Origin of the sequence: Desulfatitalea alkaliphila (genome assembly GCF_022968795.1) — a bacterium.
Lineage (GTDB): Bacteria > Desulfobacterota > Desulfobacteria > Desulfobacterales > Desulfosarcinaceae > Desulfatitalea > Desulfatitalea alkaliphila.
The window spans coordinates 1-16,696 of record NZ_JALJRB010000029.1 but is presented as its reverse complement, the minus strand read 5'-3'; the positions used below and the strand labels follow the sequence as shown (position 1 = coordinate 16,696).

Sequence of the window (16,696 nt, the reverse complement as noted above, 5' to 3'; positions counted from 1 at the left end):
GTTACTCCTTGGCGGAAGCAGCACGACTGGGCGTCACTTCCATGCCCGGGGTCACCTTCTGAACGCCCTGGACCACGATGGTTTCGCCTGCGGTCAGGCCGTTTTCCACGACCCATTGGGTGCCCATGGCGGTCCGGATGGTAATGCGGCGCAGTTGCGCCCGGTTCCGCTCATCGACCACGAACACATAACGGCCTTCGCGATCGGCCTGGACCGCCGACTGGGGGACCACCGGCAAATGCGCCGGTGTCGGCCGGCGATTTTGAACCGTGACAAATTGTCCGGGCAGCAGCAGCCCTTGGGGATTGTCGAACACCGCCCGCACGGCGATGGTGCCGGTGTCGGGGTCCACCTGGTTGTCGATGAAATCGAAACGGCCGGCCAGTGGATATTCGGTGTTGTCGGGCAAGCGCAAACGGGAGACCCAACCTCTGTGGGCGCCGTCCGGGCGCAGGGACTGCAGATCGGATTCGTTCACCGCGTAGACCACCCGGATGGGATCGATCTGGACAATGCGGGCAAGCGCGTTGGATGCCGGTCCCACCAGGTTTCCCCGGGTGTAAGCGGCGCGGCCGATGCGCCCGCTGATGGGAGCGCGAACGGTGGTGTATGCCAGGTTCAAACGGGCCGTTTCCAGAGCGGCCTCGGCCTCCTGGCGTCGCGCATTCGCCTGGCGCTCATTGCTGGTGGCGGTCTCCAGGTCGGTGGCGGACACCCCCCCGGTGCGCACCGCCTGGAGTCGACCAAGGCGTTGTTGCGCCATCACATGGTTCGCCTCGGCTTCCGCCACCCGGGCTTCCGCCTCCCGTAGCCCGGCACGGTAAGGTGCCGGCTCGATGACGAACAGCAGGTCGCCGGTCTGGACATCGGCACCTTCCCGAAAGGCCACCTGTTCCAGGAACCCTTCCACCCGGGCCCGCAGGTCCACCGCCTGGATCGCTTCCGTGCGTCCGACATACTCGGCCGGCGGGTTGACCGCCGCCTCTTCCACGGACATGACCACCACGGCCGGTGGGGCGGCCCACAGCGCGGGAGGCAAGCCCACAACCAGAAGCACGAACGCCATCATGAGGATCGGCAAGGGCCAGCGGCGCCGCCCGCGCATGCAAGCAGGACGCTTGGAACGGATAGGGGAGAACATCGGGGCAAAAGAAATGGACATGAGGGGCATCCTTTACGCTATTGGATAACGATCTTGAGCAGCACGTCGCCCCGGGTGCCGTCGGCGCCCACCTTGCCCTGGCCTTTGAGGCGCAGCACCTTGCCTTGCTCCATGCCCGGCGGCACGTTGACCCGGAAGATGCGCCGCTGCAGCCCCGTGGGGATGGTGACCAGTTTGCGGGTGCCCACCAGGGCCTCGTAAGGCGAGATGGCGATGGTGGCATGGATGTCGGCGGCGCGCTCCGAGCGATCGGGCCGCGCCACCTGTAGCCGATGGCTGTGCTTGCGGGCGGTCAGCGGGCGCATCCGACGGGTTACACCGGCATGGGGCAGGGCGTCGAACAGCTTGAGGAACAGCATGCCGAAGAGAAAACCGCCGATGTGCGCCCACCAGGCCACACCGCCGGCCGCACCAGCACCGGCGGCCGCCGCGTTGAGAAATTGCAGCAGAAACCAGATGCCCAGAAAGAAATAGGCTGGAATCTCCACAAACAGTGGAAAGAAGAGAATCGGAATCAAGGTCAGGATGCGGGAGTGGGGGTGCAGCAGAAAATAGGCCCCCATCACGCCGGCGATTGCGCCGCTGGCGCCGATGACGGGCACGGCGGAGCCGGCATTGAGGGCGAAGTGGGAAACCCCCGAAGCGAGGCCGCACAGCAGGTAGAAGATCAGGTAGCGCAACGGCCCCAGGCGGTCCTCCACATTGTCGCCGAAGATATACAGGGACCACATGTTGCCGAGGATGTGCAGAAACCCCCCGTGCAGAAACATGAAGGAGAACCAGGAGAAGATCTGTTGGCCCAAGGAGAAGTGTTCGGCCAGACGATCCAGGGTGTAGCGCGCCGGCACCAGGCCGAAGGTGAAGATGAAGCGCTCGATCACCGGTTCGGGCATCATCGTCTGCACCAAAAACACCACCACATTGATCCCGATCAACACGTTGTTGACCACCGGGACATTGCGGGACGGGGTGGTGTCGCGAATGGGAATCATATCGTCTGCGCCACAAAGGGCTGAAAATAATCAGGGTCGAGGGCACGCATTACCAACCGTGGCAGCGTGCGCAATGCCATCGCGTTCAATGCAGCACTGCTATTCGATGTTCATGCTCAGATCGACGGCCCGGGCGGAGTGGGTCAAGGCGCCCACCGAGATCAGGTCCACCCCGGCCGCCGCCAGCGCGCGCAGGTTCTCGGCCGTCACGCCGCCCGACACCTCCACCAGGGCCCGGCCGGCGATCAGCGCCGTGGCCTCGCGGATGGCGGGCGGACCCATGTTGTCCAGCATGATCACATCGGCACCGGCGTCCAGGGCTTGCCGCACCTCATCCAGGTTGGCGGCCTCCACCTCGATTTTGCTCAGGTGGGAGTGGGCGGCGCGAATGCGCTGCACCGCCGTCGCGATGCCGCCGCAGGCGGCGATGTGGTTGTCCTTGATCAGCACCCCGTCGAAAAGGCCCATGCGATGGTTGGCCGCGCCGCCCACCCGTACGGCGTACTTTTCCAATACCCGCCAGCCCGGTGTCGTTTTGCGCGTGTCCACCAGGCGCGTGCTGCTGTCGCCCAACAGGGCGGTGTAGGCGCGGGTCTGGGTGGCGATGCCCGAGAGCCGTTGCAAGAAGTTGAGGGCCGTGCGTTCGGCGGTGAGCAGGGCGGCCAGTTGCCCTTGGAGTTGCACGACCACCTGTCCCTTTTCCACTGCTGTGCCATCGGCCGTTGGGGAGTCGAAGCGGATGGCCGGATCCAACTGCCGGAACACATAACGGGCCACATCCAGGCCGGCCACCACCAGGGGCTCCTTGGCGATGATGGTCGCCGCGGCGCGCGCCTCGGGGGGCACCAGGGCATCGGTGGTGATGTCGCCGCTGCCGATATCCTCTTCCAAGGCCAGATCCACCAACCGCCGCACCGCCGCGGTCATTGTCAAACCCCGCATGCCCACACCTCCCATGCCCCGTTGTTTCCTTGCCGGACCGCGCTCAGCCTTGCCTCTGAAACGCCGTCACCCGCGCCAGGGTGGCGTTCAATTTGTCCTGCTTTTCGGACAGCAGCGCCTGTTTCTCCTTGACTTCGGCCACCACCGCCGGCGGGGCCTTCTCCAGGAAGCTGTCGTTGTTCAGCTTTTTATTGATGGCGCTCAGGTCCTTGTTCAATTTGCCCAGTTCCTTTTCCAAACGCTGGGCCTCCTGGGCGAAATCGATGACCCCCTTGAGCTCCACCAGCAGTTCGCAGTCACCGACGATGGCCGTGGCCGCCGTGGCCGAACGCTCACCCGGTGCGCCCACCGTCACATCGGCCAGGCGCGCCAGGTTGATCACGATGGCCCGGCGCTGTGCCACCACGGCGCGCACGGCCTCGTCGGCGCTTTGCACCGTGACGTGCAGTTGGGCGGCCGGCGCGATGTTCATTTCACCGCGAACGTTGCGGATGGCGGTCACCAACGACATGACCAGGGCCATTTGGGTTTCGGCTTCGGTGGGGGTGTCGTCGCCGGCGTCCGCCGCGGCGGGAAAGGCGGCCTGCATGATCGAGCCGCTGGTACCCGGCAGCTTGTCCCAGATCTCCTCGGTCACGAAGGGGGCGAAGGGGTGCAGCAACACCAGGGTGTCGCGCAACACGTGCCAGAGCACCCGGCGGGAGGCTTCCCGGGCCTCCGGCGCATCCTCGCCGTAAAGGGCGGGTTTGGCGGCCTCCAGGTACCAGTCACAGAACTCGTGCCACACGAATTGGTAGGCCGCTCCGGCCGCCTCGTTGAACTTGTAGGTGTCCAGGGCCTCGGCCACCTGTGCCACGGTGCGGCGCAGGCGCGCCAGGATCCAGCGATCCGGCAAGGCCGGCGCCGCCGCCGGGTCGCCGGCATCGTAGCCGCGCTCCAGGTGCATCAAGGCGAAGCGGGCGGCGTTCCACAGCTTGTTGATGAAGTGGCGGTACCCCTCCACCCGCTTTTCCGACAAACGCACGTCCCGCCCCTGGGCGGCGAAGGCGGCCAGGGTGTAGCGGAAGGCATCGGTGCCGTAGGTGTCGATCACATCCAGAGGGTCGATCACGTTGCCCTTGGATTTGCTCATCTTCTTGCCCTCTTCGTCCCGCACCAGGGCATGCACGTAAACGTCGCGGAACGGCACCTCGCCCATGAAGTGCAAGCCCATCATCATCATGCGGGCCACCCAGAAAAAGAGGATGTCGAAGCCGGTCACCAGCACCGAAGTGGGGTAGAAGGTCTTGAGCAGCAGCGTTTGTTCGGGCCATCCCATTGTTGAGAAGGGCCACAGGGCCGAACTGAACCAGGTGTCCAGCACATCGGTCTCCTGGGTCAGATCGCTGCCGCCGCAGGCCGGGCAACGCGCCGGGGTCTCCATGGCCACGGTCAATTGCGCGCAGGCGCCGCAGGTCCAGGCCGGGATCTGGTGGCCCCACCAGATCTGGCGCGAAATGCACCAATCCTTGATGTTGTACATCCAATCGAAATAGGTCTTGGCCCAGCTTTCGGGAATGATGCGCGTGTCGCCGTTTTCCACCGCCCGGATGGCCGGTTCGGCCAGGGGCTTGACCTTGACGAACCACTGGCGCGAAAGGTTGGGCTCCACCACGCTTTTGCAGCGGTAGCAGTGGCCCACGCCGTGCTTGTGGGGTTCCATGCCCAGCAGCAGCCCCCTTTCCCGCAGGGCAGCCACCACCGCTTCGCGGCAGGCGAAACGGTCCATGCCCTGGAAACGGCCCGCCGCGGGGGTCATGGTGCCGTCGTCGGCGATCACCTTGTTGCTGGGCAGGTCGTGGCGCCGGCCGAGTTCGAAGTCATTGGGATCGTGGGCCGGGGTCACCTTCAGGGCGCCGGTGCCGAAGGCGCGATCCACATAGGTGTCGCGGATGATGGGGATTTCGGTCTCCACAAGGGGCAGGATGACGCTGTCGGCCGGCAGGTCGGCATAGCGCTCGTCCTCGGGGTGCACCGCCACGGCGGTGTCCCCCAGCATGGTCTCGGGGCGCGTGGTGGCCACCACCAGCCCGCCTTCGCCCCGGGCGAAGGGATAACGGATCCGGTAGAGATGACCGTCCAGCTCCTCGTGCTCCACTTCCAAATCGGAAAGGGCCGTGCGGCAGCGGGGACACCAGTTGGTGATGTAAAGGCCGCGGTAGATCAGCCCCTGCTCGTACAACTGGACGAAAACGGTGCGCACGGCCAGGGACAGCCCCTCGTCCATGGTGAAGCGCTCCCGCTGCCAGTCGCAGGAGGCGCCCAGCCGCTTGAGCTGGTTGATGATGGCGCTGCCCGACTTTTCCCGCCATTGCCACACCGCCTCGATGAATTTCTCACGCCCCAGGGAGTGGCGGTCGCGGCCCTCCGCGGCCAACTGCCGCTCCACCACATTCTGGGTGGCGATGCCCGCATGGTCCGTGCCCGGCATCCAGAGCACATTGTGCCCTTTCAAACGGTGGTAACGGCACAGAATGTCCTGCAAGGTGTTGTTCAGGGCATGCCCCATGTGCAACACGCCGGTGACATTGGGAGGCGGAATCACAATGGAAAAAGCCGGTCGCCCATCGCTGTCCGCGGCCGCGAAATGGCCTTCCCGTTCCCAGAACGCGTACCAGTGCCGCTCCACTTGCCGGGGTTCGTACCCCTTGTCCAATACCTTGCTGCTCATAAGACCCGCTCCATGCGCCACTCGGCCCCGTCGGTCCGCGCGCTTTCCGCCGACCCGGGGAGGGTTGAAAATAGAAAAAGGGGATTATAACCAATAATCCCCATGAAAAATCAAGCCTCTTTTGTGTGCCCCCTACTCTTGCGGCCCCTCCTCTTCCAGCAACTCCTGCCGGATACGCCCCATCTCGCGGGTAACCACCTGCTCCACCACGGTGGCGATGGTTTTTTCGATGGTTTGGGCATACTGGGTGCGGATCACCCGCTCGATGGCCCTTTCCAAAGCCGCAGCGTTGATCTCGGTGGGCGCTTGGGCCGCCGTTGCACGCTCATCCGCAGCGGTTTCGGCCTCCGCACCGGCTTCGTCGCCCGCCCAGCCCTGGCGTTGCAGTTCCGTTTCGATCCCCTGGGTGATGTCGTCGGACAGACGCTGTTCGTGCCGCCGCATGCGTTCCAACACCGTGTCCAGACGAATCACGCGCTCCTCATCCGCCTCGGGGTCATCGTCCAACCAGTCGCCCGGTTGTAGCTGCCCCAGGTCCAGCGCCGGGGCTTCGTCGGTCACTTCGGTGGGATCTTCTTCAATCGCCGCGGGCGTTTCGTCCATTTCGGCGCCGATCCAGTCACCGGGCTGCACCGGCTCCGGCGTCATGGCGGCCGGTTCTGCTTCCACCGTCGAAGCCGCCTCGGGTGCGTCCGCAACAGGGCCCTCCATGTCATCGGCTGCCGCCGTATCGCCGAATTCCGTTTCCGCCGCCATTTCCGTTGCGCGGTCGGCTTCCATCCAATCAATGGCGGGTGGATCGCCGGCATCGGTATCCAAAGCCGCCGAATCTTCAACCGGCGCGATGATGTCGGTCAACTCCAGGACCGGTTCATCCGCTTCCTGGTCCTGTGCCGCCTCCTCGGCGATGCGGGCCAGCTCCTCCGGCGTGACGATGTCGGTCAGTTGGATGGGCGCGTCCTCTTCCGCCAGGGAGAGATCCTGCATGATGCCCTCCAGCTCTTCCGGCGGCACCACATCGGTCAACTCGATGATCTCTTCCTCATCCGGTAAAGTCGCCGCCGCCGCGATGCGTGCCAGCTCCTCCGGCGAAACGATGTCGGTCAATTCGATGATCTCCTCATCCGGCAGCGCGTCGTCCGCGGCCCCATGGGTCTCAGGGGGGGCGACATCCCCGAGGTCGATGATTTCCTCTTCCGGGGGTTGCTCAGCGGTGGGTGCTTCCGGCGATTCGGCCGGGGCCGCGGCTTCCGGCGGGGGCGAGGCCTCCGTGGTCGCCGTCGGTTCATCGTCCACTGCCACGGTCGGCAGCGGCGATGCGTCAAGCGGCGGCGAGGCCTCATCAACCCCCGTCGCGGGCATCGGGCCTTGTTCCGGATCGGGCAAAGGGTCTTGTAAAAAAGCAACCGGCTCGGCCGTCTCATCGGCCGCATCGTCACGGGTGTCGATGGCGAATTCCGGCGGGAGGGCCGGATCCATCTCCATGGTGAACGGGGGAGTTTCCGCCGCCGGTTCGGCCGCCACGGTCTCGTCGGTGGCTGCGACCGCCGGCGTGGCGGACGGCGCCTCGACCTCCGGAGGCGTGTACAGCACCTCGGTCAAGTCGATGATCCGGCCGCCATTGTCGCTGGGCAGCGCCATGTCGGACGTCAGATCGATAACGCGGTCCGGGTTCTCTTTTCCAGAGTCGTCCCGCTTTTCCGTTCGCTTGCTCTCTTCCATATATCCCCCGGCTTTGATATATGGGCCGCACGCCGGTTCGCAACTGACAAACGGTTTCGTTGGCGTGGGCCCGGCGGCCGTACAGGAGCCGATCCATGGCGCCGGCGATCCGATGCACACCCGGTTTCCGCCGCCCTCTCCCTACTATCGGCCATGGGCGTGCGAAAGTTAAAGGCCGCGGATCGCAACTTAACGAAAAAAATTAGCATAGCGGTCCGGCACTGTCAAGCAGTTTGGTGCTTAAGATATTCATAAAATTGAGAATTCAGTCCGACCCACCCATTCAGGACAGCCGGGGTTCATTTCGAAGCGATTCAAGGAAAAATGGACATGCACCGTTTCTACATCCCACCCGATCAGGCCACCCGATCCGAACCGGTCATCGAAGGCACCGACGCCCGCCACATCCAAACGGTGCTGCGCCTCAAACCGGGCGACCCCATCGTGGTGTTCGACGGCCAAGGCACCGAATACGCCGCCCGCATCGTCGCCCTGGACCGCCGGCAGGTAAGGATCGCGCTGTCCGAACAACGCACCGTCGACACCGAATCCCCGCTGAAAATCGCCCTGGCCCAGAGCTATCTCAAGGACAAAAAAATGGATCTGCTGGTGCGCCAGGTGGTGGAGCTGGGCGTCAACCACTTCATCCCCTTCATGGCCCGCCGCTCGGTGCCCCAACCGGACGCCGAACGCACCGCCAACCGCCGCCGCCGCTGGCAGAAAATCGCCCTCGAAGCCGTCAAACAATGCCGCCGTCAACGCCCCATGGAAGTGGCGCCGGTGCACACCTTCGAAGAAACCCTGGCCCTGGCCCGACCCTACGCCCTCAAGCTGTTCTTCTGGGAGGTGCAGGGCGATCACCTGTTCAGCGACCCGCAACGCCGCCCGCGCCCCGACAGCGTCTTCATCATGATCGGCCCCGAAGGCGGCTTCGAAGCCGGCGAATACGAAGCCGCCCGCGCCCACGGCTTCGAAGCCGTGCAGATGGGCCCGCGCATCCTGCGCGTCGAGACCGCCGCCATCGCCGCCTGCACCCTGGTGCAATACCTGTTCGGCGACATGGGCACAAAAATAGCTTGACAACCCTCCGACCCTTTAGGTAGATACTCGCTTTCGATTCAACAGCCTACCGGTTCATGCCGAGGTAGCTCAGTCGGTAGAGCAGGGGACTGAAAATCCCCGTGTCGGCGGTTCGATTCCGTCCCTCGGCACCATAAAATCAGGGGTCTACGGGTTAGCCCGCGGCCCCTGTTTTTAAAATGAGTACATTTTTGTACAAAGAATATCTTGGGCGGCAAGCAGATATCAGTTGCATTCCACATAATCCTCCCGGTTCATATTGACAAATTTGTATAATGACCTCATCATTTCCTTAGATTTCAAACAAAATGGCGGGCAAATACAATGCAAAAAGAAGGTACCTTCGGGAATATCGATCTCGCAAATAAGATTGCATCCCAATTCGGTACATCGCATGATGCCGTCGAGGCGAAAATGCGCTACGCCAAAGTAGTTCAAACTTTCATTAGTAAAGTAGATGAGGCCCACAAAAAGGCCGGCGATAGCAAATTGAAATTCGCCTAATGCCCTTGCCCAATGGTTTTCTTGGATGATCATCGCAGGGTGGTATCTACGTGGATCGTGGAAATTTCCACACCACAACTTTTCCCCGCAAACGAAAGAAAGCTTGGAGAAATCGCTCTTGATGCGACCCGACCGCTCATGGTCGAAGATGAAACCAACGTTTCGAGTACCTTCACCTTTGCAATACTTCCGGGAACATACCTTTTTGGCGGGGATATAAGTGATGGCATCCCTCAATTTACGATCATTTCAAGTGGTATCGAGTCCCACACCGAGCTGATCAAGATGTGATCCGGAATATTGGTCCGAGGTTTTTATGGTGCTTGTGCCTCACTTGCGACGTAGGTCAGGCCGAACACCGTCTCCGCCATCCAGCGTTTGAACCCCTCGTTGTCCATGAACTGTTTGAAAAGTTCGGTGTCGTCCTTCATCACCGCCGTCATCACCCGCAACAGTGCCTTGTCGTGTTCGATGCGGGCGTTCTGTTTGTCGGAATGCCGCTGCGCGTTTCGGTAGGCGGTATCCGCCGCCACCCGGGCGGGGATGGTCTCCGTGATGAGTTGTCGGACCCGGTCCGCATCCTGCCAAGGGATGTCGCCGAAATGCTCGTTGAACACCTTGATGATGTTGGAAAGCCGGTCCAGTTCGGGCTCGGCGCGGCGTCCACCGCCGGCGGTCGGCACCGGCCCGATCTCGGCGTCATCATCCGGCAGAATGATTTTCTGCATTGCCCGCTTTTCGACCCGGTAGCTGTCCATGTCGATGGCGTCGAGGATGCCCTTGGACAAATCCTCCTCCTGCGGCGCCGGCAATTTGGGAACCAGGAAGTTTAAAAAGATCGAGCGTTTCTCCCAACCGGCGTTGGTGTAGGGCAGCACCGAGGAAAGGAACGCATAGGTTCGCGCAAAGGCCTTGGCCTTGCCTTTGAAGTCCACCTGGCCATCCTCGTCAAGTTGGCTTAAATAGACCGCCACGCAGGCATCGAGGATCGGATCGAGTCGTTCGCGGTCGGCCCCGCCAAGGTACAGCCGGACAAAGTCGTCAACCTGTTCGGGCGAATAGATTTGTGCGCCGTCCAGGTCGGCTTGCAGGTCGTGCAGCTTGTTGGGGTCGGTCTCATCGGCCAGAATGGTGGCCCTGTAAAATGGTGCGAAGGCTTCGCGGATGGTGTCTGCGTCGTTGAGAAAGTCGAGCACGAATACGTCATGTTTTTTCGGGTGTGCCCGGTTGAGGCGCGAGAGGGTCTGCACCGCCTTGATGCCGGAGAGCGTTTTGTCCACGTACATCGTGTGCAGCAGCGGCTCGTCGTACCCGGTCTGAAACTTGTCGGCGCAGACCAGGAACCGGTAGGGTTCTTCTTTGAATTTGGCCGCTATCTGTCCGGATGGAAATCCGTTGAGCGAAGCCTCGCTGACCTTGGTCCCACCGTACTCGTTTTCGCCGGAAAAGGCGACCAGTGCTTCGATCCTGCTCTTGCGCTCTTTGAGGTAGTCGCCGATGGCGTGGTAATATTGGATGGCCCGCTCGATGCCATTGGTGACCACCATCGCCCGTGCCTGCCCGCCGATTTTCCCTTGGGCGAGCACCTGCTCGTGGAAGTGATCCACCATGATCTCGGCCTTGAGCCGGATGGCGTGATCGTGGCCCTCGACAAAACGGCGCAGTTTTTTTCGGGCCTTTTTGACGTCGAACTCAGGGTCTTCCGCCACTGTCTTGGCCAGCTTGTAGTAGCTCGCCACCGGGGTGTAGTGGGCAAGCACGTCCAGAACAAAGCCTTCCTGGATGGCTTGCTTCATGGTGTAGGTGTGAAAGGCGTGGTGCTGGACGGTGCCGTCGGCCCGGGGGGCGGGGGCGCCGAATATCTCCAGGGTCTTGTTCTTGGGTGTCGCGGTGAAGGCGAAATAGCCGGCGTTGGGCAGCAGTTTGCGGGATTCCATCAGGCGGTTGATCTGGTCCTCGAAGGTCTCCTCCTCACCCACTTCACCCGCCTCCGAAAGGGCCTGGGCCATGGCCGCGCTGGCGCGGCCACCCTGGCTGGAGTGGGCCTCGTCGATGATGATGGCGAAGGTGCGCCCGCGGTGCTCGCTGCCGATCTCGCTTAGAATGAAGGGGAACTTCTGCACCGTTGATATGATGATTTTCTTGCCTTGCTCGATGAATCGTCGCAGGTCGCCCGAGCGCTCCGCATGTCCGACGGTGGCACCGACCTGGGCGTATTGCTTGATGGTGTCGCGGATCTGACGGTCGAGCAGGATGCGGTCGGTGACCACGATGATGGAGTCGAATACGGTTGCGTCGTCCTTTGCGCGTCCGATCAACTGGTGGGCCAGCCAGGCGATGGAGTTGGACTTGCCGCTGCCCGCCGAGTGCTGGATCAGGTAGCGCCTGCCCGCGCCGTGCCGGCCGACGTCGGCCAAAAGTTTGCGGACCACGTCGAGCTGGTGGTAGCGGGGCCAGATCTGGGTGCGTTTCTTTCTGCCCGTCCGGTCATCTTTGGATTCCACCACCTGGGCGTAGTTTTCGATGATGTCGGTCAGGCTCTCGCGGGTCAGCACCTCGCGCCACAGATAGTCGGTCTTGCAGCCATGGGGATTGGGCGGATTGCCGGCGCCGTCGTTCCAGCCCCGGTTGAAAGGCAGGAACCACGAAGCCTTGCCCTTGAGGTGGGTACAAAAGCGGATCTCGCTTTCGTCCAGGGCGAAGTGCGCCAGACAGCGGCCGAACTCAAAGAGCTTTTCGCGGGGATTGCGGTCCTTTTTGTATTGCCACACCGCGTCGGCCACGGTCTGCTTGGTGAGGTTGTTTTTCAGTTCGAAAGTGAAAACCGGAAGGCCGTTGATGAAAAGCACCATGTCCAGCGCGAGCTGGGTCTCATCGCGGCTGTATCGGAGCTGGCGGGTGACGGTGAAGCGGTTCAGATCAAAGCGCACCCCGGCCTTCTCGTTGCCCGGCGATGGCGTGCCATGGAAGAGATCGAGGTCATGGGCGCCATGACGGATGCCGTGGCGCAGCACCTCGATGGTGCCCCGCTTGGTGATTTCTCCTTGCAGGCGGGCCAGAAACTTGCGCCGCGTCGGACCATCCTCGTTCAGGGAGAGGGATTCGGCCGCCCCGGGCCGGGTGGCATTGACGAAGGCGGCGAGCTGCGCCAGGTCAAGGCAATATTCCCGGTCGTAGTCATGGGAATTGCCGCAAATCCACCCCACGCCGCCGTAGCTCGCAGGCGCCAGGCCGGCCGTGTACGCTTCGGGCGGATCGCAGGGGTGGCCCGTGAGCGCCGTGCAGATCAGCCGTTCGAGGCCACGTTCGGAGGTGTCGGTGGTCATGTGTCTTCCTCCATTGGGATGGCTTCCGATTCGTCGAGTTCAGCCGCGGTGTCGTTGTCGAGGGTGTTGTCCAAATCGTCGTTCGCGGCCAGGGGATCGACCTCGGGCAGTGCGGCCGCCGCCTCGCGCACGTCGAGCTTGCCGGTGACCACGTCGGCGATCAGGCGTGTTCGGTATTCGTTGAGGAGTTCGATTTCTTGCTTGGTTCGAGAGATGGCCATATCGACGTAGACGGTGGCTTCGCAGAGGTAGTCCATTATGGCTATCTGCTCTGCAAGATTCGGAACGGCTACCTCTCTTAAGCCAGTCAATTGGAGGTTTGTCCTCTGGCGGGTTGCTCCTCTCGACAATAATGCGGATGCTGCTGCTGCTGTCGAGGATAGATGAAGAGCAAGGAATTTGGGAACACACCTATTTTGGTTTATCCGAAAACGGAAACAATCGGCCTTGACCATTGCAGGGCAGATATCCTTTGGTGCAACACAAGCCCGGCCTGCTGGATGCCTTTTATCACCAAGGCCGGCAATTAATATATCTTCATCGATTACTGAATGATCCCCTAAAGTGTTGTAATAATTTTCATCAATGAAAGCCGCATCTGTGTTGTTAAACTCGCCAAGCCCGATATTCTGAAGACGCACGACACGAATTCCATATTCAGAGTAGTGCGAGGATTTCAAGGCTGATCCGAACGGACCATCGCACCGCGAAATAGTAACCCTGTGAAGCTTTACTACATCCCAATGCTCCGGCACCTTTCCCAACCACTGCACACCAGAATCCTTCAGTGGCACGTCAGGGTCGAGGCCACGGGTGACGGCCTGGTGGATGATGGCCTGCTTTTGCTCGGTGAGCAGCGCGATCAGTTTGCGCTTGGCCCGTATCAGCCGTCTAACGCGTCGGTCCACATAGTCCAGATACTTGACGATGGCGGCTTGTTCGGGGAGGGGGGGGGCTGGCAAACAAACTGACTTGATCGCGGCATGCGTTAGTCCATAGCGGGTGACGCCGTTGGCCTCAACGTGAAACTGGTACTGCGCGCTGGTGCTCTGGAGGGAGCGAAAAAGATATGCGCCACAGATCCATTCTCCGAACGGTCGAAGAAGCGCAAGGTGATAGCCAGCAATTAGATCGTCAGCAGATTCAAGGATCAGCGCCGGCACGCCGATATCCTTCCAATCTTCGGAGTCCTTGGTGATTAGCACGTCTCCAGCGGCCAAATGGAATCGGACTATCTCATCTTCCGTTGCAGTCGCTCGCATGAAGCTCATGCTTGAATGTATATAGTCGTTCTTGTAGACATCCACATAGTTGCAAAGGCGAACTGACTCTTCGCCCTCCTTCGTGTGTTTGTCTACGTTGCTAACTCGCATGTCCGCGAGATTGCGTAGCCGCCGCACCTCCCAATGCGCCGGCACCTCCCCCATCCACTCCACACCGGAATTCTTCATGTCAGGGTATGGCTTGAGATTAACGATCACGATTCCGGCACCTCCGGCACCAGGCTCCATACACGTCTTAACGGAATCCGTGTCCGGATTTCAGCGGGAAGCCGCTCAAAATTGCGGTAAATGGATTCAGCGAGATCCCGGCCATCCCACGGACGAACCATGCCAACTCTTCCGCAACGAACCAATATGACGCTCGGTGTTTGACGCATTACCCACTCCTCGGTTGTCCGATGATCTCGCCCAGCAGCCCATCGGTTTCCTTTGTAAGCGCCAGTATGTCGGCACGGATCTCCTCCAGGGAACGCATGGGCTGCGGCTTGTAAAAATAGCGCGTGAAGCTGATCTCGTAGCCGATCTTGACACTGTCCGGAACATACCAGGCGTCCGGTGCGTGGGGCAGCACCTCGCGTCGCAAAAAGGCCTCGATGCCGCCGTCCTCAATGAGCGGGATCTGTTCGGTGTCCCGCAGATCGTTGTCCGGTTCGTACTCGACCACGGCGGGCTTGCCGCCGATGGTGGTCTCGAAAAGGCCGCGCAAGGGGTCGGGTTCGGTGCCTTTTTTGTGAATCTTCTTGATTACCGGCGGGGCATCCTCACTGCGGGTGCCTGTTTCTTTGAGTTTTTTGATTTCGGCCGGCTTGTAGGCCCGATTGGGATCCGCTCCTTCAAGCCTCAAGGGGCGCTCCACGGTTACCTTCCAGTAGCCGAGCGCCGCGTTGTTGAAAATCTTGCTCTGCTCGGTCTCCTCGAAGGCCAGAAAGGTGTCGCAGATGCGTTGGATGTCGACTTCACCCAGCTCGCAATTCTTCTTGCCCAGGTTTTTGCGCAGGGGTTGGTACCATTGGGTGGCATCGATAAGTTGGACCTTGCCCTGACGATGCGCGGGTTTGCGATTAGTGAGCACCCAGATGTAGGTGGCGATGCCGGTGTTGTAGAACATGTTCAGCGGCAGGGCGACGATGGCTTCGAGCCAGTCGTTTTCGATGATCCAGCGACGGATGTTGCTTTCCCCCTGGCCGGCGTCTCCGGTGAACAGCGAGCTGCCGTTGTGGACCTCGGCAATGCGGCTGCCGAGGCGGGTGTTCTGTTTCATCTTGGAGAGCATGTTGGCCAGAAAAAGCATCTGGCCGTCACTGGAACGCGTCACCAGCGAGTATTCGGGGTCGCCGGCGTGCTCGATCACAAAACGCGGGTCGCGCATGTCCTTTTTGCCGCCCATGCGCTCCATGTCGGTTTTCCAACTCTTGCCGTAGGGCGGATTGGAGAGCATGAAATCGAACTCGTGGGACGGGAAGGCGTCGTTGGAGATGGTCGAGTGCTCGGGGCCGCCGACGATGTTGTCCGCCGCCTCCCCCTCGCCCTTGAGGAGCAGATCGGCCTTGCAGATGGCATAGGTCTCGGCGTTGATCTCCTGACCGTAAAGATGGGTGGCCACCTCCTTGCCGTGCGCCTCGGCAATTTGTTGTAGCGTCTCTTCGGCCACGGTCAGCATGCCGCCGGTACCGCAGGCGCCGTCATAGAGCAAATAGGTGCCCGACTCGATCTCGCCGGCGACAGGCTGCAAAATGAGTTTGGCCATCAGCCGCACGGCATCCCGTGGCGTCCAGTGCTCGCCCGCCTCTTCGTTGTTTTCCTCGTTGAACTTGCGGACCAATTCCTCGAAAATCGAGCCCATGCCATGGTTGTCGAGACCGGGATGCTTGATGGACCCATCCCCGTTGGTGACCGGATCGGGACTCAAGTTGATTTCCGGTGAGGTGAGCTTTTCGATCAACGTGCCGAGTGCGTCGGCCTTGGAAAGTCGCGAGATCTGATTGCGAAACTCGAAGTTGTCGAGGATGTCCTGCACATTGGGGGAAAAGCCATCCAGGTAGGCCTCGAAGTCGGCCTTGAGTTGTTGACGGTTGGCGCGGGCCTTAAGATCGCGCATCGTGAACTTCGAGGTGTTGTAAAAGGCTTGGCCGGCGGCCACCCGCAAGGCCGGGTCTTGTTCAACCACACCCGCATTGTCGAGAGATGTTTTCATGTCGAGCACGGCTTGCTTGGTGCCCTCGAGCACAGCGTCGAAGCGACGCAGGACCGTCATCGGCAGGATGACATCGCGGTATTTGCCGCGCACATAAAGATCGCGCAGGACGTCGTCGGCGATCCCCCAGATGTAGCCGGCAATCCAGTTGAGATGGTTTTTTTCCATGACACTCCATTTGTTTCCAGTTACCGATCAATGAGGGTTTGTCCGCCATAACAAGACCAATTCGAAAGTGGCCGCCATAGGGGCGAATGAAAGATCCACGAGGTTGGGAAAGGTGTCACAAATATCAATTGTTCTTTGTTGGTGGTTTAATCGATAGGCGTCCGGGTGTCAAATGCCCCATCTATTTGCTTGGAACGGTTGCACATAGGTTGGTCCCAGCGCTCCCCCGCCCCACCCGCCGGCGGTGGTTCAACGCACCATTTCAACCAATCCAATCCACTCCCTGGCACCATTCGCGTTTGCCGTCGCGCTATTCTCAACCCAACCCCCAACCCCCAACCAGCAATCTACAACCCTCAACCCCCCAATCCCCAATGGATAGTTTCACCCCCTCATTCCGCCACCAACCGGTTCCCATTGCAATTCCTGCCGGGCGCCTAATCTTTTGCTTCAAATGCAGGACGAAAACAGGACGAAAGAACGACAACCAGAAATCAAGCAAACGTAAAACATAACGAGAGGTGATATCATGGCTCAGAACAATGTGCAGGATTACACGGACGAACGGAACGAGGGGCATGCCGACACGCGCGAAGCCAACTTTGAGTGTGAA

At 61.0% G+C, this 16,696-nt stretch carries 11 protein-coding genes and 1 tRNA gene; 2 read left to right on the top strand and 10 right to left on the bottom strand.

Annotated features, from left to right (window positions below; all coding sequences use genetic code 11):
- Nucleotide 1: 1 nt before the first annotated feature.
- The 5 genes from MRX98_RS18600 to MRX98_RS18580 form a co-directional block, all read right to left on the bottom strand.
- Entirely contained in the window at nucleotides 2–1,162 is a 1,161-nt protein-coding gene (locus MRX98_RS18600) for an efflux RND transporter periplasmic adaptor subunit (RefSeq protein ID WP_246913602.1), read from the bottom strand.
- 17 nt (nucleotides 1,163–1,179) lie between these two features.
- Complete coding sequence (locus tag MRX98_RS18595; protein ID WP_246913600.1) at nucleotides 1,180–2,154, bottom strand: rhomboid family intramembrane serine protease; 975 nt, start codon at nucleotides 2,152–2,154, stop codon at nucleotides 1,180–1,182.
- A gap of 99 nt (nucleotides 2,155–2,253) precedes the next feature.
- Nucleotides 2,254–3,096: a carboxylating nicotinate-nucleotide diphosphorylase gene (gene nadC, locus MRX98_RS18590; RefSeq protein WP_246913598.1), complete on the bottom strand. Its 843-nt coding sequence runs from the start codon at nucleotides 3,094–3,096 to the stop codon at nucleotides 2,254–2,256.
- 43 nt (nucleotides 3,097–3,139) lie between these two features.
- Nucleotides 3,140–5,806, bottom strand: coding sequence for a valine--tRNA ligase (locus MRX98_RS18585; protein ID WP_246913596.1), 2,667 nt, complete (start codon nucleotides 5,804–5,806; stop codon nucleotides 3,140–3,142).
- A 132-nt stretch (nucleotides 5,807–5,938) separates the two neighbouring features.
- Nucleotides 5,939–7,528: a hypothetical protein gene (locus tag MRX98_RS18580; protein ID WP_246913581.1), complete on the bottom strand. Its 1,590-nt coding sequence runs from the start codon at nucleotides 7,526–7,528 to the stop codon at nucleotides 5,939–5,941.
- A gap of 330 nt (nucleotides 7,529–7,858) precedes the next feature.
- Here MRX98_RS18580 and MRX98_RS18575 point away from each other — a divergent pair, with 330 nt between their 5' ends.
- Both MRX98_RS18575 and MRX98_RS18570 read left to right on the top strand, forming a co-directional pair.
- On the top strand, nucleotides 7,859–8,608 hold the full coding sequence (locus MRX98_RS18575) for a 16S rRNA (uracil(1498)-N(3))-methyltransferase (protein WP_246913579.1): 750 nt from the start codon (nucleotides 7,859–7,861) through the stop codon (nucleotides 8,606–8,608).
- 58 nt (nucleotides 8,609–8,666) lie between these two features.
- Nucleotides 8,667–8,742 (top strand) — tRNA-Phe (locus MRX98_RS18570).
- A gap of 91 nt (nucleotides 8,743–8,833) precedes the next feature.
- Here the strand turns inward: MRX98_RS18570 and MRX98_RS18565 are convergent.
- The 5 genes from MRX98_RS18565 to MRX98_RS18545 form a co-directional block, all read right to left on the bottom strand.
- Nucleotides 8,834–9,349 (bottom strand): hypothetical protein, encoded by a 516-nt coding sequence (locus MRX98_RS18565; protein ID WP_246913577.1) that lies wholly within the window; start codon nucleotides 9,347–9,349, stop codon nucleotides 8,834–8,836.
- 77 nt (nucleotides 9,350–9,426) lie between these two features.
- On the bottom strand, nucleotides 9,427–12,438 hold the full coding sequence (locus MRX98_RS18560; RefSeq protein WP_246913569.1) for a type I restriction endonuclease subunit R: 3,012 nt from the start codon (nucleotides 12,436–12,438) through the stop codon (nucleotides 9,427–9,429).
- Nucleotides 12,435–13,919 (bottom strand): restriction endonuclease subunit S, encoded by a 1,485-nt coding sequence (locus MRX98_RS18555; RefSeq protein ID WP_246913567.1) that lies wholly within the window; start codon nucleotides 13,917–13,919, stop codon nucleotides 12,435–12,437. The genes MRX98_RS18560 and MRX98_RS18555 overlap by 4 nt, the downstream gene beginning before the upstream one ends.
- Before the next feature lie 178 nt (nucleotides 13,920–14,097).
- The gene (locus MRX98_RS18550) at nucleotides 14,098–16,083 is read right to left on the bottom strand and encodes a type I restriction-modification system subunit M (RefSeq protein WP_246913565.1); all 1,986 of its coding nucleotides are present in this window, start codon (nucleotides 16,081–16,083) and stop codon (nucleotides 14,098–14,100) included.
- A 316-nt stretch (nucleotides 16,084–16,399) separates the two neighbouring features.
- The coding region (locus MRX98_RS18545; protein WP_246913563.1) for a hypothetical protein at nucleotides 16,400–16,696 on the bottom strand (297 nt) is incomplete at its 5' end.